This window comes from Vibrio eleionomae, from assembly GCF_009874545.1.
GTDB lineage: Bacteria > Pseudomonadota > Gammaproteobacteria > Enterobacterales > Vibrionaceae > Vibrio > Vibrio nitrifigilis.
The window spans coordinates 1-22,011 of the sequence record NZ_WEKT01000041.1; the positions used below are offsets into that span (position 1 = coordinate 1).

21 protein-coding genes are annotated in these 22,011 nt (G+C 42.8%); 6 read left to right on the forward strand and 15 right to left on the reverse strand.

Annotated elements, in window-relative coordinates; translation table 11 throughout:
• Positions 1–760, reverse strand: a 760-nt coding sequence (locus F9817_RS17270; protein WP_161157409.1) for a lactate/malate family dehydrogenase, incomplete at its 3' end; no start/stop codon positions are given.
• Between the two features lie 351 nt (positions 761–1,111).
• Between F9817_RS17270 and F9817_RS17275 the strand changes: the two genes are divergently transcribed.
• Entirely contained in the window at positions 1,112–1,927 is an 816-nt protein-coding gene (locus tag F9817_RS17275; protein WP_161157410.1) for a 6-carboxytetrahydropterin synthase, read from the forward strand.
• A 76-nt stretch (positions 1,928–2,003) separates the two neighbouring features.
• Here the strand turns inward: F9817_RS17275 and F9817_RS17280 are convergent, their stop codons facing one another.
• Together F9817_RS17280 and F9817_RS17285 are read right to left on the reverse strand one after the other, a co-directional pair.
• Positions 2,004–2,447 carry a GNAT family N-acetyltransferase gene (locus F9817_RS17280; RefSeq protein WP_161157411.1) on the reverse strand — a complete coding sequence of 148 codons (444 nt, stop codon included), beginning with the start codon at positions 2,445–2,447 and terminating at the stop codon, positions 2,004–2,006.
• A 128-nt stretch (positions 2,448–2,575) separates the two neighbouring features.
• Positions 2,576–3,577 (reverse strand): aldo/keto reductase, encoded by a 1,002-nt coding sequence (locus F9817_RS17285; protein WP_161157412.1) that lies wholly within the window; start codon positions 3,575–3,577, stop codon positions 2,576–2,578.
• Between the two features lie 110 nt (positions 3,578–3,687).
• On the opposite strand from F9817_RS17285, the gene F9817_RS17290 reads away from it, so the two are divergent.
• The gene (locus tag F9817_RS17290; protein WP_161157413.1) at positions 3,688–4,599 is read left to right on the forward strand and encodes a LysR family transcriptional regulator; all 912 of its coding nucleotides are present in this window, start codon (positions 3,688–3,690) and stop codon (positions 4,597–4,599) included.
• Here the strand turns inward: F9817_RS17290 and F9817_RS17295 are convergent, their stop codons facing one another.
• Positions 4,600–5,400 (reverse strand): PhzF family phenazine biosynthesis protein, encoded by an 801-nt coding sequence (locus F9817_RS17295; protein ID WP_161157414.1) that lies wholly within the window; start codon positions 5,398–5,400, stop codon positions 4,600–4,602. It abuts the gene before it with no gap.
• A gap of 204 nt (positions 5,401–5,604) precedes the next feature.
• The gene (gene hpxO / locus F9817_RS17300) at positions 5,605–6,759 is read right to left on the reverse strand and encodes an FAD-dependent urate hydroxylase HpxO (RefSeq protein ID WP_161157415.1); all 1,155 of its coding nucleotides are present in this window, start codon (positions 6,757–6,759) and stop codon (positions 5,605–5,607) included.
• Between the two features lie 337 nt (positions 6,760–7,096).
• Between hpxO and F9817_RS17305 the strand changes: the two genes are divergently transcribed.
• Together F9817_RS17305 and F9817_RS17310 are read left to right on the forward strand one after the other, a co-directional pair.
• On the forward strand, positions 7,097–7,948 hold the full coding sequence (locus F9817_RS17305) for a universal stress protein (protein ID WP_161157416.1): 852 nt from the start codon (positions 7,097–7,099) through the stop codon (positions 7,946–7,948).
• Between the two features lie 126 nt (positions 7,949–8,074).
• Entirely contained in the window at positions 8,075–9,166 is a 1,092-nt protein-coding gene (locus F9817_RS17310) for a hypothetical protein (RefSeq protein WP_161157417.1), read from the forward strand.
• A 66-nt stretch (positions 9,167–9,232) separates the two neighbouring features.
• Here F9817_RS17310 and F9817_RS17315 read toward each other — a convergent pair whose 3' ends face one another.
• A complete protein-coding gene (locus tag F9817_RS17315) occupies positions 9,233–9,679 on the reverse strand; it encodes a DUF2798 domain-containing protein (protein WP_161157418.1) in 447 nt (148 codons plus the stop codon).
• A 65-nt stretch (positions 9,680–9,744) separates the two neighbouring features.
• Between F9817_RS17315 and F9817_RS17320 the strand changes: the two genes are divergently transcribed.
• Complete coding sequence (locus F9817_RS17320) at positions 9,745–10,167, forward strand: MarR family winged helix-turn-helix transcriptional regulator (RefSeq protein ID WP_161157419.1); 423 nt, start codon at positions 9,745–9,747, stop codon at positions 10,165–10,167.
• A 183-nt stretch (positions 10,168–10,350) separates the two neighbouring features.
• On the opposite strand, the gene F9817_RS17325 is transcribed toward F9817_RS17320, so the two are convergent.
• The 3 genes from F9817_RS17325 to F9817_RS17335 all read right to left on the reverse strand — a co-directional run bounded on the left by F9817_RS17325 (position 10,351) and on the right by F9817_RS17335 (position 14,077).
• Positions 10,351–11,124: an ABC transporter substrate-binding protein gene (locus F9817_RS17325; RefSeq protein WP_161157420.1), complete on the reverse strand. Its 774-nt coding sequence runs from the start codon at positions 11,122–11,124 to the stop codon at positions 10,351–10,353.
• Between the two features lie 391 nt (positions 11,125–11,515).
• Complete coding sequence (locus tag F9817_RS17330) at positions 11,516–13,519, reverse strand: methyl-accepting chemotaxis protein (protein WP_161157421.1); 2,004 nt, start codon at positions 13,517–13,519, stop codon at positions 11,516–11,518.
• Positions 13,520–13,723: 204 nt separating this feature from the next.
• Positions 13,724–14,077 (reverse strand): hypothetical protein, encoded by a 354-nt coding sequence (locus tag F9817_RS17335; protein ID WP_161157422.1) that lies wholly within the window; start codon positions 14,075–14,077, stop codon positions 13,724–13,726.
• A gap of 236 nt (positions 14,078–14,313) precedes the next feature.
• Between F9817_RS17335 and F9817_RS17340 the strand changes: the two genes are divergently transcribed.
• The gene (locus F9817_RS17340; protein ID WP_161157423.1) at positions 14,314–14,772 is read left to right on the forward strand and encodes a GNAT family N-acetyltransferase; all 459 of its coding nucleotides are present in this window, start codon (positions 14,314–14,316) and stop codon (positions 14,770–14,772) included.
• Positions 14,773–14,845: 73 nt separating this feature from the next.
• Here the strand turns inward: F9817_RS17340 and yghU are convergent, their stop codons facing one another.
• From yghU to F9817_RS17370, 6 genes are all read right to left on the reverse strand, one after another.
• A complete protein-coding gene (yghU, locus tag F9817_RS17345) occupies positions 14,846–15,679 on the reverse strand; it encodes a glutathione-dependent disulfide-bond oxidoreductase (RefSeq protein WP_408063539.1) in 834 nt (277 codons plus the stop codon).
• Positions 15,680–15,834: 155 nt separating this feature from the next.
• Entirely contained in the window at positions 15,835–16,566 is a 732-nt protein-coding gene (locus tag F9817_RS17350; protein WP_202436505.1) for a glutamine amidotransferase, read from the reverse strand.
• 211 nt (positions 16,567–16,777) lie between these two features.
• A complete protein-coding gene (locus F9817_RS17355; RefSeq protein WP_161157424.1) occupies positions 16,778–17,878 on the reverse strand; it encodes a sugar diacid recognition domain-containing protein in 1,101 nt (366 codons plus the stop codon).
• Between the two features lie 147 nt (positions 17,879–18,025).
• Positions 18,026–19,357, reverse strand: a complete 1,332-nt coding sequence (locus F9817_RS17360; RefSeq protein ID WP_161157425.1) for an enolase C-terminal domain-like protein — start codon at positions 19,355–19,357, stop codon at positions 18,026–18,028.
• Positions 19,358–19,429: 72 nt separating this feature from the next.
• Positions 19,430–20,782 carry a gluconate transporter gene (gene gntU / locus F9817_RS17365; RefSeq protein WP_161157426.1) on the reverse strand — a complete coding sequence of 451 codons (1,353 nt, stop codon included), beginning with the start codon at positions 20,780–20,782 and terminating at the stop codon, positions 19,430–19,432.
• Positions 20,783–20,816: 34 nt separating this feature from the next.
• A complete protein-coding gene (locus tag F9817_RS17370; RefSeq protein ID WP_161157427.1) occupies positions 20,817–21,959 on the reverse strand; it encodes a glycerate kinase in 1,143 nt (380 codons plus the stop codon).
• Between the last annotated feature and the right edge of the window lie 52 nt (positions 21,960–22,011).

The following is a 22,011-nucleotide window of genomic DNA, read 5'->3' on the forward strand; positions in this document are numbered from 1 at the left end:
CGATATTACCATCGCGCACAATGGCATTAATCATGCGCGCAGCGACAGCGGCGATTCCGTAATCAGTCGCCCCCTTAGCTCGTACTACTTGATAAGCGATTTGACTAATTTCTTGCTGCACTTCTTTAATATCGACCCCTTTCAAGCGCTCAGGATTATCATGCAAAATTTGCTGAAAACGTTTTGCACCGACAGTCACCTGGCTCCACGGGATCATTTGTGAATCACCGTGTTCACCCAAACACATCGCTTCAACGCTGCGAGGATCCACCTGCATGGTATCGGCTAGGAAATAACGCAAACGTGCTGAATCTAGAGATGTGCCCGTACCTATCACTCGGTGTGAGGGTAAACCAGACAATTTGTGAACGAGATAGGTGATCGCATCGACTGGATTGGTAATAACGATGAAAATACCGGAGAACCCACTAGCCATCACCTGAGGCACAATCTCTTGTACAATATCGGTCGCTTTTTCTAGCATGTCTAAGCGGGTATTACCTTCTTTATAAGGTGCAGCCACAGACAACACAACGATATCTGCATCCGAGCAATCTTGATAATCACCCGCATAAATTCGCATCCGATTTTCGGAAAATCCTAACGAGTGTTTTAAATCTTCGGCTTCTGCCCACGCTTTCTCAGAGCGGCGATTAATAAGTACCAATTCCCCACAAAGATTTTCAATGGTGAGGTGATGAGCTAATGCACAACCGACATGCCCCATACCAATAATGGCGAGTTTACTTTGACTTAGCATATTTGCATCCCTTTCCTATACTCTGGCAGCGGTAAACGGCCTAAAAGCCTCACCAGAGCGAATTAATCCATTATCGTTAGCGATACACCATTATCGCCAACGTGTTGCTGCGCGGATTCTAGCATGCTTTATTATCGTCAAAAGCGAGTGACAGAGCTTTACCCAAATGCTTCATTGTAAGGATATGTTGACACTCTTGGTCTTATCACTGAGCAAAGTTAGTCACAATAAACAGGTCGGTAAGCGGATAAAAATGTGTTGTTCATCACAATCTACTTGAAAAATAATCCTATATTCTCCACAATTCGCTCGGGTTTGACCGTCGGGTTAATTTTAATAAGAGGTATTGTTTTGAAAACTGCGATGTATGTTGATGATCTTACTGCGATTGATTTTTCAGTCTACAACGGCCTAGAGATCTGTGGTGACAGTGTTTCTCTCAGTGTTATGGTGACAGGTAAACTGAATGAGTCTGGCATGATTTCAGACTTTGGTAAGATCAAACCGCGTTTAAAAGCAATTTGTGATAACGAAGTCGATCACCGCTTAGTGTGCGATCCGAAATTTTTAACCAATTTAGAATCCCAATGGCAAGGTGAGTTTCCCGTTTCAAGCGGTGTCATTACTGTAAAAGGTCCACGCTGCATGTTCTGTGAGATCAAATCGGGCCCAGAAAACTACGTTGAAGACATCAAACAGTACCTGCACGACAAATTTAACGAAGTGATGCCTGAGTTTGAATTCGAACTCACACTGAGTCATAACCGTAAAGCAAGCTTCCAATACAATCATGGATTAAAGCTTCATGACGGTAACTGCCAACGGATCATTCACGGTCATAGTGCCGAATTAGAAATCTTAATTGATGGTAAGCTTTGCGCTGAAAGCCAAGCGATGATGATTCAGCGCCTTAACGGTAAGCACTTGTTCAATGAAAGTGATGTTGTGCACGGTGAAGAACGCTCAACCGTTAGCTACTCAGCCTCTCAGGGACAATTTGAAGTACAACTGCCCAATGAACTGCTGGAAATCGTTGCCGGTGAACCATCGATTGAAAATATTTCGAAGCACATCGCACAGATTGTTCTATCAAACCAATCTAAAGCTTCAAGTGTACGCGTACGCGTGAGTGAAGGCTTATCAAAAGGTGCTGTGACACTGATTTAATCGATAACAATGACAAGGGCAGATTTGGGTTATGATGACCAATAACGCCAAGATAAGCCCTTGCCATTAAATCTTGTTATTGATCGTGAGTCAGCAACATTTCATATTCCCACTCATTCTCACCAACGACTTTAAAACCCAATCGTTTGTATAAATTTTGCGCAGGATTTGTTTTTAATACTCCTAATGCAACATTGGCACCTTGAAGCTTGGCTTTTTCAATTAACCCTTTCAATAATCGACTGCCAATTTTCCCGTTTTGAAAGTCAGGATGGATTTGAATTTGCACCACATACCATTCATTTTTTTCCGCACGATAAATGGCCTTAAATAACCCAGCACGCTGACCATTTACTTCTACAATCTGAGCAGCATCATAATGCAGCAACACTCGCTCTACGTACGATTTGCGATCCGTTCCTGCTCCCATATCGCTCAAATACCCTTTAAGTGTGGTATCTCTTAGGGCAATTAAAAACTCAATGTCGTTATTATCAGCAGCTCGAAGCGTGTACTCCATACTCACCTCCTTATGAGTGTCACTTAGAAGGCAAGACTGTATCACTGATAACCTACTGATGACTATACCCAAATAACGTTTCATGCCATGGGTATAGTCTGTGCCCTTAGTATGAGCGTGGGCTCACATTAAACGTGATCGGTGTATTTGAGAAAATCATCCGTGTATCTAGCACCAGCAACGCCTAACTCTGCGGTTAAACCATTCAATAACGCCAGTTGAGCATCACTAAGATTCAAAGAGATCGCCCCCAAGTTATCTTGAATATGAGCAATTTTACGACTGCCTGGAATCGGCACAATATCGTTTCCTTGATGAAGTAACCATGCTAGAGAGACTTGAGCAGGAGAGGCATTTAATTGCAAGGCGATCTCTTTTATCGCCGCCAGAAGGTGCAAGTTATGTTGATAATTTGTACCTTGTAAGCGTGGGTCCCCCCAAGCACGAAAGTCTTGATGACCATATTGCTCAGCACTTTTGGCTTGAGCAGTGAAAAAACCTCGCCCTAAAGGACTAAAGGGCACTAACCCTATATTGAGTTCGCGTAACAGTGGTAACACATCCTGCTCGATACCACGCTCCCATATAGAGTATTCACTTTGTAACACAGACACAGGGTACTCTTGATGTGCACGTTTAATATTGACGCAACTTGCTTCTGACATACCAAAATATTTCACTTTACCTTGCTTCACTAAATCACCCACTGTCCCAGCCACTTCTTCAACCGGGACATCAGGATCAACTCTGTGTTGATAGAAAATGTCGATGTAATCCGTCCCTAATCGCTGCAAACATTCATCAATAACACGACGAATATGTTCCGGACGACTATCCAATCCCGATGCTCTAACTTGCAAGTTATCGAAACCAAACTTAGTGGCTAACACAATGTCTTCACGCTGAACATTTGATTGCGACAACCAATGACCAAGTAGCTTTTCATTGGTATATGGTCCATAAAATTCAGCGGTATCAAGCATCGTAATACCATGGTTCACCGCATAATCTAGTGCTTGTTTTGATTCCCTATCATCAGATTCGCCATAAGCATGACTCATTCCCATACAACCTAATCCTAAAGCGGACACGCATAAACCTTGGTTACCTAGCTGTCTTACTGAATTCATCTTATTGGTTCCTTGTCTTCTTCGTAATGAGGAAACCAGTGTGCCATGCTTGTATTTATTAATTAATGCCGCATAATCTTATCGAATTAGTAAGGTTAAAATGGATAATTATGAAAAGTAGTGAATATTCAGATTTAAAAACGTGCTTAGCTGTCGCACAACATGGTAGCTTTGCGAATGCCGCGCGCCACTTAAAAATGACGCCATCAGCAGTCAGTCAAATCATCCGTCGTTTAGAACAGAAACTCGATATCAGGCTGTTTAACCGTACCACCCGCAGTGTTTCATTAACCACTGAAGGCCAAGCACTCATAACCAAAGTGGGCCCGGCTTTATCAGAGATAGAAGCAACCTTTAGTGAATTAAAATCTCAGAAAAAAGACCCTGCGGGTAAAGTCAACATTCATACCACTAGCTCAGCCGCTCGTTTGCTTTTGGAACCGATCATTGGACAATTCCACCAGACGTTCCCCAACATTGTGTTAGATATTGTGGTCGAAGATAAAATTATCGATATTGTCGAGAATGGCTTTGATTTGGGCATTAGTTTGGGCGAATACGTACAAAAAGATATGATTGCCTATCCGTTAATGCCAGAGACTCAATTAGTGGCTGCTGCGAGCCCAAATTACATTGATCAATATGGCATCCCTTCACATCCAAATGAATTACGACGTCATCGCTGCCTTAATTGGCGCTTTCTTAGCGACAATAGCGTTTATCGTTGGGAATTTTTTATTGATGGGCACTGGCAATCTTATCGAGTTGATGGCCCTCTAACTTCAACCTCTCGATCATTACTGCTTTCTTCTGCGTTAAAAGGGGGCGGCATCATTTTGTGGGAAGAAAATGTATTACAACCTTGGTTTGATAACGGACAACTTATCCCATTGTTAAGAGAATATTGCCATCCGTTTTTAAGTTGGCATATGTTCTATCCGCAACAAAAACACACGCCGAAAGCCGTGCGGTTATTCATCGATTTTATGCGGGAACACTATCCTGCTAGCCGTTTACGATGACTAAACGAACAAGACCCCTTTAATGACTGTATGTGCTGAACCATACAACTTCACACGTTTGTTTGTGTGGCAATATTCCATCTCAACATATCCACCTCGTGTTGACGCTTGATAGCCACGCATACGTGTTTTATTGAGAAGCGGAGACCAATACACAGCTAACGCACAATGTGCAGTCCCAGTCACAGGATCTTCATTAACACCAACCCAAGGCGCGAAATAGCGTGATACAAAATCAAGCTCGGGGTCATCAGCTGGCGCAGTGACAACCACGCCTCTGCCAGGAAATTGCTTTAATCTTTCAAAACTTGGAGTTAAAGCGCGCAATGACTGCACGCTCTCTATTTGAATCAAGTCTTTACTAGCAAACTGCTGGTAACTTACGACCTCTTTCGCATCTATCGTTAACAAGGTCAATTTCTCCTGAGCCACTTCGGCAGGTAACAATTCAGCAGCGGGAAAATCTAAGATAATTTGCTGGTCTTCCAATTTAGCCTGCAACACCCCAGACTGAGTATTGAATTCAACGATGTCACCAACACTCGCTAACCCTGATTCTTTCATGACATGTGCCGTAGCTAATGTTGCGTGTCCACACAGAGCCACCTCGATCTCTGGTGTAAACCAGCGCAATATCATGGTGCTTGTATCCAAAAATGCAGTTTCAGATAGTGCCATCTCTTTTGCTATTGCTAACATCAGAGATTCCTCTAAAGGAGATTGGGTAATGCAAACGCCGGCCGGATTCCCTGAAAATGGCTGAGAGGTAAACGCATCGACTTGATAGATGTTAAGTTCCATTGGCTCTCCTTATTACAGCGTAATCCTCCTGATTACGTGAGATCATTTTGGTGTATAACGGCTGAAGTTACGAGAGAAAAGCAGAATATTGACGGATATTTTGCACTACAAGAGTTCGCAAATTACATTTTGAGGTGTTTGGGATATTACATCCCATCTTTTCAACAAAAATGGGATGTCTTTACAAAAGCAATAACCGCTAACTTAACCGAGCGGACCACCTTGAATCGTCACTTTAAGACCCTCCATAATATGCTCGCCTGTCTCTTGCTTGAGCTCAGCATACCAACTTTGTGTTTTACTCATCTCTTTGCCATGAGTCACATCACAACGTTTACGCGCTTTTAGCACTAAGTCTTTAACTCGCCCTGCTCGCTGGGCTTCATAACTCTTTAACGCTGCGATTATGTCACCTGAATCTTGCAACACTTCAGATAGTACCACCGCGTCTTCAAATGCTGCGCAGCCGCCTTGACCGATATCAGGCGTCGTACTGTGGCCAGCATCACCTAATAGTGCAACACGCCCTTTAACTAGCGTAGGGAAAGGTTCAATATCATGAACTTCAATACGATTAACCGCGTCACTATCGATCGCTTTAATCAACGTTTGCACTGGTTCAGCCCAACCCGAAAAATAACGCGCTAAATCAGATTTGGCCGAAGCACGGTCTTCTTCTAATCCCTTAACCAATGGCACATCAAAAAAGTAATAAAAACGGTTGTCCGCAATTGGCATCATAGAGACGCGCTTTCCTTCTCCAACGAACGTTGTCCATTGGTCCGCGGATGCAATATTCGTATCAATCTCTACCAAACCATTCCAGTTGACATACCCAGCATAGCGTCGCTCGGGTTGATATCCGATAACATAAGGACGAACCACTGAGTGAGTCCCATCAGCGGCAATTAAAAAATCGGCTTTTTCTACGCCACCGTCAGTAAAATAAGCTGTAACACCTGCATCGTCTTGTTCAACACGCTCAACCACCTTACCAAATTGCACTTTGTCTCTGCCCCACCAATCAATCATACTCGCCTGCAAGTCCGCACGAGAGACAGGACAAGGACGCTCTCCTACTTCTTTCACTAACGGTTTTAAACTGAACTGAGTCATCACTTGGCCATTAAGCCCATCAATGTAAGCCATGTTATGCATAGGACCACCCAGTCGATCCATAATTTCTCCCATGCCCAAATAATTCATGCATTTCACGCCGTTAGACCATACAGAGATGGCAGCGCCTACCGGTTTATTTTCTTTGACCGCTTCAAACACATCGCACTCAATACCTTGCTTCTTCAACGCAGCGGCAGCTGACATTCCGCCCATCCCCGCACCAATTACGATTCCTTTCATTCTGTATTCCTCAGTGTTCTATGTCTGGATTGTATACAATTTACGCATAGACCGTGCCATATTGCTAAGATGATAGTTAACTGATAACAAATTACATAAAAATACTAATATTCATGTACTTAAATAAAATAAACCGCTCATTAAATTTTCGCCTTGACCGTTTCTCATTCTGGATTGAACTTAATTTGTGCATTTATCTGACCACTTGGTCAGATAAGGTGCAATTGTTTCGTTACAAAAGAAAACCTGACTCATTTGGACCAAAAACGCTTTACTGTTGCTAAAGAGCATTTCATAGCTATGGTTATAAATAGAGCAGTCAGAGTAAGGATACGATATGCAGCGTTATGTCACTGCCTGTGTGGAAGAACAACATTACTGTGAACCCATCACAGAACTTGCCGCTTGGGCATCACATAAACTCAAGGCCCCACTGCGATTAGTCCATGTCATGGATGATGATGATATATTCGCAGAACCCGACCTATCCCATTATATGGGGTTAGGTGCCCATGAGGAGTTAGTTCAATCTTGGACAGACTCTGCCTTAGCGCGGTCGCATAATCAAATCATCCAAAGTCAGCAATTACTAGATGAGTTGCAAATAAAGCTAAAATCACAAGGGTTGACCAATATTTCACAGCAGTACTTTCACGGACATCTTATTGATACGTTAAAAGAGCACGATTTAGAGATTAGGACCTTAGTATTGGGTAAATCCGGCCATACTAATGATGCAATGCCCCATCATATTGGCCATCATATCGAACCCCTATTACGGACATTGGACATCCATACACTTATTGCCAGTAACGAATTTATTGCTCCTCATAGCTTTATGCTGGCATTTGATGGTTCTCCACATGCAGAAGACATGCTAGATAAAGTCATTGCTTCACCTATATTGACCAATTTGACTTGTCACTTAGTTATGGTCCATGGGCATCACAATGAGTATGAAGCCTTTGAGAGAGCCACCCACCGCTTAGTCAATGCTGGGTTTAATGTCTTTACCGCCCATCTCGATGGAGACCTGCCCCACGCACTCACTGACTATCAATTACTTAATGACATTCATCTGTTAGTCATGGGCGCATATAGTCATTCAAAAATTCATAATATGATGTTTGGTAGTCATACAACGCGAATATTGAATGACACCGACATATCGGTGATGATTTTAAAATGAGATGAAACCTTCATTCCATTGCTCATGTTTTCATGTAGTTTAGCGCAATCCAATATGCATATCATTCAATAAGACCATTCATTAGATTGGTCTTATTGAATGATATGAATTAAAGGACTAACTAATATGATTAAACAGATTATCACTTTGATATTTGGTACTTGTGTTTGCTTTAGTGTTTTCGCTCGAACAGGGGTTTTCCCTCAGTCTAGCTTTGATGAACTCAGTTATGGTTTGTATTGGTTTGGTGCCGACAACCAATATGAAGAAGCATCATCCAGTACTCAAGATGGCAGCACTTATTACGACCCAGAAAAACCGACCCTCATTTTAATTCATGGGTGGCAAAACGGCAGTATTACGGATCAAGATAGACAAACCTTCTATGAAGATGACTCAAATGGCTGGCCAGATAAAGACTTTGCCAACAGCTGGATTAGTGCTGGCTACAATGTCGGTCTTTTGTATTGGGATCAATTTGCCGATGAATCAGAGGTCAAAGATGCTGAAGCAAAAATTTGGTCAACAGAAGGTAACCAAGCAATGCGCTGGATCGATAGTGAAGGCACTTACCATTCAGGCCCAGATCAAAACGTAACCGAGCTCCTGCTTGCTAAATATGAAGCGGCTATGGCTGGATATCAAGGCAGTGACATTCGATTAGCAGGACACAGTTTAGGCAACCAATTGGCTTTGCGCCTTGCTGATCAGTTGGTTCAACTTGCAGATGCAGGTGATATTAATAGTAACGAAGTACCTGGCCGTGTCTCTTTACTCGATCCTTTTTACTCCAACTATGCGAAAAGTTATCTAGATGGGGAATGGGTTGGAGAAAAAGCACGTGAGATCGTAAAACGCTTAAAAGCAGCAGACATTGCTATTGATTCTTATCGAACTTCACTTGTGACCTCTACTCTTTTTGTGGGGGATGAAAATACCGAATTACAAAACTCGGTAGCGTTCGAAGAGGAAAAAACTTCATATTTTGATCAAACTCAACAATCGCAAAAACACAGCGCTGCAATCTGGCTCTATTTGTGGTCTATCGAATATGCCACACCTACCGTTTCTGATAACACTCTCGCTGGACTTTCAGCAACAACAACGAATGTTGAAGTAAAACAGTGGATGGACACTACAGATCATTTAGTTCAGAGCTCTGGCGGGGATACTAAAGATCCCCAAGACAATGTTTTCGAAACAGAAGGAGCCCTGTAGCTTTACCGCCCATATCACCAAATAAAAGCACAATATGTGCTTTTATTTGGGTCGAAAATTCAAATATTATGCAGCGGCAGCAAGTGCACGCTGAATTTTAGGCTTCACAATAAATACCATGATCATTGCGATCACATAGCCCAAAGGCAAGGCACGGACCAAAGTAAACGACCATGTAGTAAAAAACTGCGCTATATCATGAGGATGAGTAGTCGAAAGTGTCGATATAACCGCTAGAATAGCCTCTAACGTAAATGCAATACCGGCGCATTGAATCAACTTTTGATAAAGCGGTTTAATATGACCAAAGCGTGTTTCCACAAACTTACCGATTTTCATGATCAGTAGACCAGCTAAAGGCAGCATGATGATTAATGAGAACGCTAACGCTTTAAGCCATTGAGCAAGGAAATCGTCACTGAAACCATGGTTAATATAGGTCATAAACAGTGAGAGTGTACTCACAATACAGATAGGAGCAGGTAGTGTGATGGCGACTTTCTTTAAATTCATTTTGTATCTTTTGTAATTGGTTGATATAGTCAACTATATGTTAATTAGTTGACACTATCAACCTTATGAAAAGTAGTAGTTTAGAACACCACATCGCCCACCTTACCCAGTGCATGCGAGAAAACATATCTAAGTTATTGGTAAAAAAAGGCATTACTCTTACGTTCTTTCAAAGTCTAGTCCTGCAAAAAATAGCCGAAAATACCGCGTGCACAGCTCATGACGTTGTTGTTGCCACGCAAAAAGACAAAGCACAAATTACTCGATTAATTAATGAGCTGATTAAGCTGGAATATGTCATTCGGCAACAAGATGAGCTAGATAAACGCCAATATATCCTGACGCTCACTACTGAAGGGCAAGAATGCTTTGCCGACATAAAGCTTATTCGTCAACAGGTGTCGGAAAAGATGACTCAAGGTGTCACGCAAACGCAGCAAGATCAACTGATAGAGTGGATTATGCTGATGGAAAATAACCTAAGTTAATCCGATGATACCTAAGTCTCGTCAGGATTAAGGTTTAGCGAAAAGAATGTCGCTCTGAAGATCTGCTTTGAAGAGGGAGTCGTTCTATGTTGAAGAGCAATGATGCCGCATAGGAGCGAGTTATATAAAAAAGCAGCGCTTCACAGGCGCTGCTTTCAATATCAATCTAACCATTCGCTTCGTTTATTTACCGTAAATATCGAAGTCGAAGTATTGTTTAGCTATCTTGTCGTACGTGCCATCAGCAAGCATATCGGCCAATGCTTTATTCACTTTGTCTTTTAAAGCACCGTCTTCTTTACGAAAACCAATGCCCGCACCAACGCCAAAGTATTGTTCATCATTTACTTCAGGTCCGCTAAAGTGGAAGCTTTTGCCAACAGGACGTTTCAAGAAACCATCATTTGCCGCGACTGCATCTTGGAATGCTGCGTCAAGGCGACCATTCACTAAATCTGCATAGATAAGGTCTTGGCTTTGGTAAGTCACCACATCAACCCCTTTTTTCAGCCATTGTTCTTTAGCATAGGTTTCAGCGGTTGTCCCTTGGAATACACCAACACGTTTGCCTTGCAAAGACTCCGCTGTAGGTTTCAAATCTACATTATTGGCAGTCACTAAACGAGCAGGTGTGCCATATAACTTATCAGAGAAAGCAATCTGCTTTTGACGTGCTGGAGTGATCGACATAGACGAAAGGATCGCATCGATTTTCTTCGCTTTCAGAGCAGGAATCAAACCATCGAAATCGCTTTGAACCCAAGTACAATCAGCTTGGATACGTTGACAAATTTCTTTACCTAAATCGATGTCGAAGCCAGCTAATGTACCATCCGGTTTTTTGTATTCGAATGGTGCATAACCAGGTTCAACGCCTAGACGAACTTTTTCTGCAGCGAAGCTAGATGTAGATAATGCGATCCCTGCAAGTAATACGGCAAACAGTGATTTTTTCATTTTAGTCACTCTTATTCTGTTTATGTTGTTGTTTTTAATGCGTCTGCAATGTTATTCATGTGCACTTCCCTCAGTGCATAGCCGCATTCTAACAACACCCAAACTGAATAATCAACAATTATTATTGTATTTTTATTCATTATTAGCGGATAAACACTGTATGGTATTCATTATCGAGCATAGCCTATGGTTAAAAGGTAGCCAACTAGAATATTATGTTGCAGCAAAATATAATCATACGGTGCGCTTTTTTTAGCAGCATTAAATCAGAAATTTTTCATTAACCTATTTAAAACCAATATCTTACTACCAAACCAAAAGAGCAAATGATCGGTATCATTTGCTCTTATTAAGTCATAGCTTTTCATTGCTTATCGCTAACGCGCAATAATTAGATCGTAAATTTTGCGACCAGTTGGCTTTGTTCAGTGGCAAGCTCATTTAAGGAATGGCTGTTAGTGGCTAATGTTTGAGCATCGTCTGCCAAACTTACCGCCATATCCGAAATATGCACGATGTGCTCTGCCACATCTTTTGTTACGACATTCTGCTGCTCACATGCTGTGGCAATTGAACGACTCATTTCGTTAATATTGTGCAGGCGTTTAATCATGACACTCAGTGACTCGTGGGTGTCATGAGTCTGCGTAACCGATTGATCGGCGTAAGATTGGTTGCTTTCCATCATGGCTACGGCTTGCCGAGCCTTCTCCTGAAGTTCGGCAATCTTGTGATTAATATCATCAGCAGAACGGCGCGAGTGACTTGCCAGCGAGCGTACTTCATCGGCGACGACAGCAAAGCCTCGGCCATTTTCTCCCGCACGGGCCGCTTCAATGGCAGCGTTCAATGCCAAAAGATTCGTTTGTTCAGAAATACTCTGAATCACTTCGATCACTTGGCTAATTTCTTGAGTTTCATTCGCCAGTTCCTGGATGAGGTCAGACGCCCCATCAAGCGAGGTTTTCAACGAACGGATAAAGGCCAAATTATCTTGCATATTGTCAATGTTCTCATTGGCTAACACCGTCACTTTCTCAACTTCACTGCTCGCATCTACGGCATGATGAGTCACCTCTTCGACCGCAGATTCCATTTGCGTTACAGCCGTTGCGATAGAATCCGTTTTCTTGCGCTGTTCGGCTAAGTCTTGACTGGTTTTATTACTCATTTCAAAACTGTCCGCTGCAACTTTGTTGACCATTTGGGCCGAATGTTGAACTGAACCAATCACATTGTGTAATTGTTCTCCAAGATGATTGATATCACGAACCACCTTGCCCATTTCAGAACGAAATGATTGGGTTATCTTCCATGATAAGTTGCCATTGGTCAGTTCATTCAAGGCCCGAGTGATAACCACAAGTGGCTTTTTCACTGAAAATACTACGGTGGTTGCCACTAATGCAGCAACAATAACAGCGACTATCGACAATGTGATATTGGTGGCCATTGAATAAGTTGATTGCTGTTCTGCATACTGGCGAGCAGAGTCCGATAAGGCTCTGATTCGAGCGGTCACATCCCCCGCTTCAATCACAATGTTGTCCATGTTCTGGCCAATTAGCTCTAACTTGGCACTGCTTTCACGTTGCAAATTGAGTGACTTAAGATGTTGTTGCATTAAACCGTCTGGACTTAGCACGGTACGATTCAATAAGTCGACATAACCTTGCAATGTTTTTTTGCTGTCCGGCATTTCTTTGATGACGTCAGTCAGCTTTTCTTTAAACATCTGTTGGTGCTGTTTAATTTGCTTTGTTAATGAATGTATTGCTTGATCATCATCCACCAGTAATGCTTTTTGTAGCAGGTTTTCAACACTCTTCCCTTTTGCTTCGGCAACATCTAAATCAATCACAACCAGTTCTTGATTATTCCATTCGGCTTCGGAATTCAATGCCGTAAGATCGCGTTCAAGATTTTGCCAACCAGATTCAAACTTAGACAGTTCATCTTCAGAAGCCTGTTTCGCTGCTGCGCGCTGTTCTTGAATGTCTAAATGCTGGTTCGATTCTTTAATCAAGTAATTCGCTTCTGTACCGACTTGTTTTACTTTATGCAAAAGCTGCGGATACCCCTCTATTTGATGGGTCAATGCTTGGTAGGATTCTTGGTAATGTTGCACTGCTTGGTGATATTCGTTCACCAGACGTCGTCTCTTCTGAGGGTCTAACTCGTTGGCGTGGAATAAGGTTAAACGGTTAATATTTTGGATGTCTAATAACACGGTATTAGAACTATCGAGTAACCCCGTTAACGTTGATGACGTCAATTTGAGTTGCTCAGCCATTCTGACTTGTGAAACATACGCTGACACGCTAATGCCCAACACAAATAAAATAACCACTGCGAAACCCGCAATGACTCTATGAATAAGGGACAAATACATCATAAACCTCTAGTAATGGGTAATAGGCGTGACGTCTCCTATAAAGTTTTATGATCGTTATTGACGTCTGCGCGATACCCTTACGTATACCATTCGCTTATGAAAGAAATGTGTCGATGTTGATTGAACTTTCATCAACTGAAACAATTTTCTAAAAATTGCTTCAGTGTGCGTTCTCAATATTATGGTTAGATGACAGAAAAATGATTAAAAAAGAAAGTGATAGATTAGTACAAAAATGAGCGATGGCACGCCGGCCCAGGCCAGTTTGATAATAGTTGCCATGGTAGATGTTGATTCTTCTTTCTGCGCCTCTAAGACATTTTTCTTCGCGTTCATGACTTCATCACGCTTTAAGAGTGACACTTTACCTTTTTTACTGGATTGAAAAGGCAATGACATGTGCAGCAGCGCAGCACTGCCCCATGAAATGACTAGGGTGATAAATGCGTAATCAACTACATGGTGTAGTGATAACACACCAAGCAATGTTTCTTCTGCGAACACAGCGAGATAGATAATAACATTAGTAATAATGACAAACTTAATGGTGCTAAACACAACTATGACCTCATGTGTATCGACCGGCCTAACGGCTCAAATAAACTTTTGCAGGGCGCACTATAGCAAGTGAGTGAATGATTGCCAAAATCAAAAAAGAGACTTGGATATAAATTCATTGCAATCAATAAGTTTTATCTCCCAAAGTCATAACTGATTCCTTGTACTTATTTTAAGCACATTTTATAACTTCTATAATGTACCCAAGATGACTGATGTTTAAAGGGGGCTATTTCATGTCATTCACGATCTCACAAGTGGTGCCAGCTCAAGCTAAGGCTATTGCTCCACTGTTCGATCAATTTCGCTTACTCAATCACCAACAAAGTAATCTACAAACAGCAGAGCAATATTTAACCGCACGGTTAATGAAACAAGAATCTGTCATTTTTGCTGCGGTTACCACCGAGAAAAAGTACTTAGGTTATGTTCAGCTTTATCCCACCTACTCTTCAATGACCGCTGGTCGCATCCTGATCATGCGCGATATGTTTGTTGTCAATGAAGCTCGGCGGCAAGGAATTGCATCAGCATTACTGAAACATGCTGCCGAATACGCAAAAGACATTCATGCGCAACGAATTGTCGTTGTCGCTGAGAAAGACAATGTAGCAGCGCAACATCTGTGCGAACATAATCGCTGCCCAATCAATAAAGAACTCATCTCTTACGAGCTATCCTCTTACGCACATTGACCTTTAAGCTCGTTTGGTTTCTAACATAAAAATGGCCTGCATCAGCAGACCATTTTCACTTATATCCGACAGGTTAAAAATCGTCTCGGCTATGCCTTTCTGGCAACGGCTCTTCACCCCAAGTGCGGTTCACTCGGCTACCACGTTTCACCGCTGGACGTGTCGCGATTTTTTCTGCCCAGACAATAACATGCGGGTAACTTTTTACATCGAGAAATTCAGCTGCACCATAAAGCTCACCCAATACCAATGCGCCATACCACGGCCAGATAGCAATATCCGCTATCGTATACTCATCACCCGCTACATATTGATGTTGCGCCAGTTGCTGATCTAATACATCCAATTGGCGTTTGGTCTCCATGGTGTAACGGTTAATTGGGTATTCTAGCTTTTCCGGCGCGTAGTTGTAGAAATGGCCAAAGCCACCACCCACAAAAGGCGCGCTCGCCATTTGCCAAAATAACCAGTTCATACATTCTACTTTTTGGATGCCATCTGGTAATAATTGCCCAAACTTTTCAGCAAGATAAAGCAAGATAGACCCTGATTCAAAAACACGCACAGGCTCTTGACCAGAATGATCAATCAAAGCAGGAATCTTGGAATTTGGATTTGCTGCAACAAACCCGCTGCCAAACTGATCCCCTTCACTGATGTTAATCAGATAAGCGTCATAGTCTGCGTCGTCAATACCAAGCTCCAGCAGCTCTTCCAGCATCACTGTCACTTTTACGCCATTAGGCGTTCCCATTGAGTAAAGTTGTAACGCATGCTTACCAACAGGTAATGCTTTCTCAAATCTAGCTCCTGCCGTTGGGCGATTAATGCTAGCGAATGCGCCACCGTTGTCACCTTGTTGTGTCCAAACTTTTGGTGGTACATAAGACGATTGTTGGCTCATCATAACTCCTTCGTTGTTGTTATCCCCAAGTCACCTCAAGATGGTATTTCAGCGAGAATGCATTCGCCCTCAGGGATCTCATTAACAATTATAGCGAGGTAAATAGACGAACTCGAAACCACTCATTTGAAGAAAACATTCAAATGATTCGAATATCATTAAGAGTAATAATCAACAAACTTAGCTAATATGCTTCGTGCGTATTCAGCCTCTTCCAATCCAGCTAATAAAGTCGGTATATCTTGTCCTTCTTGTTCAAGCTTGTGCTGATTGGTTTCAATTACGGCTTGAAGAAGCTCAGGTGTAAACTCCGGATGAAATTGAGTCGAAAGCGCCGTTGGTGAATAACGGATAATTTGATGTCCATCGCGCTCTGATCCTGCTAACACTTGTGCACCTTCTGGTACCACTGTGACCCGTTGAGAATGAGTTAAATGCGCTTTAAATTGAGTAGGCAAATGACTGAGGAGAGGGTCTTGTTGGGCTGTTTCGTTTAATGTCACCGGTAAACAACCAATCTCTTTTTGCTTAGGGAAGTAATCCACTTCACCACCTAACGCATAACTCATAAGCTGATGCCCATAGCAAACACCATACAATGGCATTTCAGCATCAACCGCTTTTTTAATCCACTCAGCCGTGCGTTCACTCCAAGGTTCATGATCGGTGACCATTGCCCACGAGCCAGTAATGACTACTAACCGGTCCTTACTCGGTTCAGGTAATGGTTCATCTAAATACACGCGAATAATCTCGACATCGCTTTCCTCAAGCCCCAAAGCTTGATAAAACCAATCCGCCAAACTTAAAAAGCGAGATTTAATCACCTCGGGTGCACTTCCTGTCTCGATGATAATTGGTTTATTGTGAGTTTTTACTGAGGTATTCAACGCTTGTCTCCTCCCTGGAAAATCATGACATCGTTATGGCTACAGTAGATAACACCCTACGCCGAGAATCAACACCAGATTGTTGTTATTTCAAATACAAGAATAAGAAAAGCATGCAGCAGATAATAGAAAAGAACAGAGCGAATCTGGACACCATTTTACTAACAAGTTGAATGATGCCCCACGGAGAAGAAGACGGCTTAATCCGATGCTAAGCTGCTGTTGGAGAGAGAATCAGGCTCAAATATATCCAGACTCGGTCTTGGTAATTACTGAGATCAAGATGGCATATGTCACTGATTTTATTCAGTCGATATCGCAGCGAATTGCGATGAATATATAACTGTTCCGCAGTCTTAGCACTGTCGAGGTTGTTTTCAAACCAACAGAGTAATGTTTTTTTTAACACAGGATCCATCTCATCGACACGGCGAACCGGTTCAAATAACAACTGCTGTTGCCACTGTTTACGCTCGTTGTCTAGAATCGCGGGTAGTGTCACTTGGTCAAATTCAAAGTAGCGTTGGTTTTTAAGTAACTTTTTACCGCTATTGAGCGCTGCGAGCGCACTTTGATATGAGGCAAATAGCTCCTTAGGGTGTGAATAATGTTTGCCTAGTGAGCCATACACCGGAAAATCAATCGTGTCATCAATGTCAATAACACGCTGAATTTGATGCCAATCGCTATTGGTTTCTGAATGCTGTAACAATAACAACAAGCGGTATTTTGTTAATTCAACAGATAACCGTTCTCGATTCCATCTTTTCACCAAATTGTGCACGACATTCAGTTGGTCACTATTTTTCGTTTCCAATAGACACACAACGTAGCCCGCATATAAATCGATTTTCAGTGGGATAGCCTGAGATTCAACCATATCGAAATCAGCTTGCTGATCAATCCATTGCAGTAATAAGTCCTTTCGGCGTTGATCCTTCCAATGACTCTGTTCAACCACATACTCATGCTCTACTGTCATCTCAGCCGCCATTTTGACAAGCTCACCCAGATGGCGAATGTCATTAGGCGGGCCAGAAATACCAATCACCCCGATAATGGTGTTTTTGAACATAATTGGTAAATTTACTCCGGGCTGTGTGCCTCGCATGTTTTGCGCTGTAACATCATCGATTTCTACAATGGTACGCTGGCTTATCGCAACAACGGCGCCACTATGCTTTTGATACTTACGCGATGGATTGGTTGATGCAATGATCAACCCATCGGCATCCATCACATTAATTGGGTATTGAATAACACGCTGAGCATGGTAAACAATCTGCTCAGCAATCTCTGTATTTAGTTCCATTTATTCACCTCACCATCACATCTTATCCATGCGTTATCTCCCAATAATTATCCGTTCACCGAAGTAACAACGTCATGTTCAACGCTGGGGAAATAAGAAAAAGGCCACCGCGGATCGACGGTGGCAAACAGGTATTAATGACTATCTTTAATCACGAACTAAACAAGGTTTTTTAGGATCAAATGTCCAATCTGGAATCAGATATTGCATGCCTTTAGAGTCATCACGGGCACCCAGACAGTTGTCTAAATACAGTTTGTTCGCTTCTTCTACTTTTTCCCAATCAAGAGTAATACCTAATCCAGGAACATCAGGAACAGCGATTTTGCCATCCTTGATTTCAAATGGTGCGGTAGTAAGGCGTTGATTACCTTCTTGCCAGATCCAGTGAGTATCAATCGCAGTAATGTGGCCAGGTGCCGCTGCCGCTACATGAGTAAACATGGCTAATGAAATATCAAAGTGGTTATTAGAGTGTGAGCCCCAAGTGTAACCAAATTCATGACACATTTGCGCCACGCGTACAGAGCCTTCCATTGTCCAGAAGTGTGGGTCTGCAAGTGGGATATCCACTGACTGTAGACTCAAAGAGTGACACATCTGACGCCAATCCGTCGCAATCATATTTGTTGCGGTTGGTAGACCAGTACGACGACGGAATTCAGAGAGAATTTCACGACCTGATAAGCCATTTTCTGCGCCACATGGGTCTTCTGCATACGCTAACGTATCTTTAAGATCTTGTGCCAACTCTACTGCTTCTTCTAGCGACCAGGCACCTTTAGGGTCAAGAGTGACACGCGCATCTGGGAAAGCTTCTTTGATCGCTTTAACCGCTTTTGCTTCTTCTTTACCAGCTAATACACCACCTTTTAATTTAAAATCGTGGAAACCATAACGGTCGTGACTGGCTTTCGCGAGGCGAGCAACGGTTTCTGGCGTGAGCGCTTCTTGGTGGCGAATGCGATACCACTCACACGCATCATCATCTTGGCTTTGGTAAGGCAAATCTGTTTTATCTTTATCACCGACAAAGAATAAGTAACCTAATACCTCAACCGCATCACGTTGTTGACCATCACCAAGAAGTGAAGCGACATTCAAACCAAGGTGTTTACCTAATAGGTCAAGAAAGGCAGCTTCAATCGCAGTGATCACGTGCACTGTTGTGCGAAGGTCGAAAGTCTGTACACCACGGCCAGAAGCGTCGCGATCATTGAATTTATGTTTTACTGCTGTTTTGACATTTTTGAATTCACCCACAGAACGACCTAGCACCAGTTCACGAGCATCTTCTAAGGTTTGGCGAATGTTTTCCCCTCCAGGGACTTCACCTAGACCTTCATTACCAGCACTATCTTTTAGGACTACGATGTTACGAGTGAAAAAAGGCGCATGGGCACCACTTAAGTTAAGCAGCATACTGTCACGACCTGCAACGGGAATAACATGCATTTCAGTAATGGTAGGTACGCTCATAATTCTTTCCTCTTGCTATTAAGCTATTGAATAAGTTCTTTAATTAAATAATGTTTGGAGCAAACGTTATTGTTAAATAAATGAGAAGATAACGAGGGCTACACAAAACCCTGTCAGACCAACAATGGTGTCGGTGACCGTCCAAGTTTGTAGCGTTTGTTTTTCAGTCAGGTTTAAGTATCGATTCGCTAACCAAAAACCTGAGTCGTTAACATGAGAAAGTAGTTTTGCACCGCCGCCAATCGCTATAGTGACAACGGCAAGTTCAGCACCACTTAAATGCATAGGTTCTAGCATAGGCTGAATCAAACCGACCGCAGTTAGCATGGCAACGGTTGCTGATCCTTGAATTACACGGACAAAACCAGCAAACAAGAAAGCTAATACAACCACTGAGAGATCATATTGTGCAAGGAAATCACCGACCGCTTGGCCAACACCAGAATCCACGAGAACTTGTTTGAATACACCACCAGCACCGGTAACCAAGATGATGACGCCTGCAGGTTGGAGTGCAGAGCTACAGATATCCATCACTTCTTGTTTAGATAATCCGCGACGGAAACCCAGTAAATAGAACGCCATAAAACAGGCGACTAAAATGGCGGTAAATGGGTGACCAATAAACTCAAACCATGCATACATTGGAGACGTTGACGCAATAAAATGTAGCGCGATCGATTTTAAGCCAATCATGATTAAAGGAAGTAAGATTAAGCCTAATGCCAAACCAAATGTAGGTGGGATCTCTTGGTCTGACGCACATTCACCAGCACACTCTTTACCTTTCAATGGTGGTAGTGGCATTTCAACCCGTTTAGAGATCCAATTACCGTAGATAGGACCCGCAAGAATCATCGCTGGCACAGCAGCTAAAATACCAAATGGGATAACATAACCGAAATCTGCGCCCAATTGTGAAGCAACTAAAATAGGGCCTGCTGTTGGAATCAAATACGCTTGGCAAGCGGCAATCCCCGCCAGCAAAGCACAACCATTGGCAGTCACAGTACCACCACCACGACGCGCCGTAGCAAAAACCAAACCGATCAGAAGTACAACTGCCACATCAAAAAACAGAGGTAAAGCGCAAATCAAACCGGTTAAACCCACAGCCCATGGCGTGTATTTTTGGCCCACTTTACGCACGAGCGTCTGTCCAATAACATCCAGAGCTCCGGTTTGTTCCATCACGCGTCCAAACATTGAACCGAGCGAAACCACCACAGCGATAAAGCCCAATGTACCAGCCATACCTTCTTGAATGGTTTTGTTAATATCCGCAGGCGACATACCTGTGGCTATCCCGGCCACCATTGAAACCAATATTAAGGCTATCACCGCATGTAACCTGGCCTTCATCACCAGGAAGAGTAGAAGCAATATTGAACCAACGGCGGTCCAAATAAGATACATATCTGACATAGTAGTACTGTTCCACGTTAATTAATAAATAGGGTTACTTCACTAGAGGGGCGCTTTGTATAACTAACGCTATATTTTTACTTGTATTTTTTAAGTTTTCTTCACATGTCTCGTAGGCTTCTGCCAACATCATTGGCCGAGGTAATACGGAAAAGACAGCGCTAACACCTTGTTCATATACCGCATCTACATCATTAGAGACACTACCTGCAATCCCTATAACGGGAACGCTGTATTCAAATGCCAAATTACCCACGCCACATGGCACTTTGCCGCGTGCACTTTGACTATCGATACGACCTTCACCTGTAATCACAAGATCGGCATCTTTCACTTGTTCTCGTAATCCAACAAGCTCGCTAATAATGTCAAATCCATTACGTAATTCTGCTTGGCAAAATACCGAGAGTCCGGCACCTAAACCACCCGCAGCACCGCCACCACTGATAGTGAGGGCGTCTTGACCAAGATCTTGTTGAATCACCTTCGCAAAGCGCTCTAGGCACAGATCAAAATGGGCAAGCTGTTCTGGTTTCACTCCTTTTTGAGGACCGAACACATAAGTCGCTCCCTGCGGCCCTAGCAACCGATTATCCACATCACACGCAACTTCAAATTCAATATTGGCTATTGCGGGCTCAAAGCGGCTTAAATCGATATGTTCGATGTCAGCTAATGCTGCACAACCCACACTCAGTTCTTGCCCATCTTTAGCTAAAAGTTGCGCTCCCAGTGCTTGCACCATGCCAGCACCAGCATCATTCGTAGCGCTGCCACCAATAAATAAAACAATGTGATTCACGCCACGGTGGATAGCATCAGAAATAACTTGGCCAACCCCATAGGTGGTTGCTACTTCTGGGTGACGCTGCTCGGGTGTGGTATGTTCAATGCCGCAAATTTTGGCGATTTCAATGAGTGCAGTTTTACCATCGGCTTCAAGAAAATAACTGGCTTCTCGATCATTAAAATAAGCATCTTTGATCATTAACGAGATTTCTTGGCCCTGTACGGACGCTTTAATTGCATCAAGTGACCCTTCACCACCATCAGCCATTGGTACTTTCATGTACTCAGCACTTGGAAATACCTCTCTAAAGCCACTTTCAATATGCTGCGCAACATGTTCTGCAGACATGCTCTCTTTATATGAGTCAGGCGCAATTACAATTTTCATACGTCGTCCTTTATAAGAGGTAGTGGCTGAAACAACAGCCACTACTGGCGCC

Excerpts from the sequence above, each read along its gene's own strand:
- F9817_RS17280 (WP_161157411.1), bottom strand. The coding sequence starts at position 2,447 with ATGGAGTACACGCTTCGAGCTGCTGATAATAACGACATTGAGTTTTTA.
- F9817_RS17285 (WP_161157412.1), bottom strand. The coding sequence starts at position 3,577 with ATGAATTCAGTAAGACAGCTAGGTAACCAAGGTTTATGCGTGTCCGCT.
- F9817_RS17290 (WP_161157413.1), top strand. The coding sequence starts at position 3,688 with ATGAAAAGTAGTGAATATTCAGATTTAAAAACGTGCTTAGCTGTCGCA.
- F9817_RS17295 (WP_161157414.1), bottom strand. The coding sequence starts at position 5,400 with ATGGAACTTAACATCTATCAAGTCGATGCGTTTACCTCTCAGCCATTT.
- hpxO (WP_161157415.1), bottom strand. The coding sequence starts at position 6,759 with ATGAAAGGAATCGTAATTGGTGCGGGGATGGGCGGAATGTCAGCTGCC.
- F9817_RS17305 (WP_161157416.1), top strand. The coding sequence starts at position 7,097 with ATGCAGCGTTATGTCACTGCCTGTGTGGAAGAACAACATTACTGTGAA.
- F9817_RS17310 (WP_161157417.1), top strand. The coding sequence starts at position 8,075 with ATGATTAAACAGATTATCACTTTGATATTTGGTACTTGTGTTTGCTTT.
- F9817_RS17315 (WP_161157418.1), bottom strand. The coding sequence starts at position 9,679 with ATGAATTTAAAGAAAGTCGCCATCACACTACCTGCTCCTATCTGTATT.
- F9817_RS17320 (WP_161157419.1), top strand. The coding sequence starts at position 9,745 with ATGAAAAGTAGTAGTTTAGAACACCACATCGCCCACCTTACCCAGTGC.
- F9817_RS17325 (WP_161157420.1), bottom strand. The coding sequence starts at position 11,124 with ATGAAAAAATCACTGTTTGCCGTATTACTTGCAGGGATCGCATTATCT.
- F9817_RS17330 (WP_161157421.1), bottom strand. The coding sequence starts at position 13,519 with ATGATGTATTTGTCCCTTATTCATAGAGTCATTGCGGGTTTCGCAGTG.
- F9817_RS17340 (WP_161157423.1), top strand. The coding sequence starts at position 14,314 with ATGTCATTCACGATCTCACAAGTGGTGCCAGCTCAAGCTAAGGCTATT.
- yghU (WP_408063539.1), bottom strand. The coding sequence starts at position 15,679 with ATGATGAGCCAACAATCGTCTTATGTACCACCAAAAGTTTGGACACAA.
- F9817_RS17355 (WP_161157424.1), bottom strand. The coding sequence starts at position 17,878 with ATGGAACTAAATACAGAGATTGCTGAGCAGATTGTTTACCATGCTCAG.
- F9817_RS17360 (WP_161157425.1), bottom strand. The coding sequence starts at position 19,357 with ATGAGCGTACCTACCATTACTGAAATGCATGTTATTCCCGTTGCAGGT.
- gntU (WP_161157426.1), bottom strand. The coding sequence starts at position 20,782 with ATGTCAGATATGTATCTTATTTGGACCGCCGTTGGTTCAATATTGCTT.
- F9817_RS17370 (WP_161157427.1), bottom strand. The coding sequence starts at position 21,959 with ATGAAAATTGTAATTGCGCCTGACTCATATAAAGAGAGCATGTCTGCA.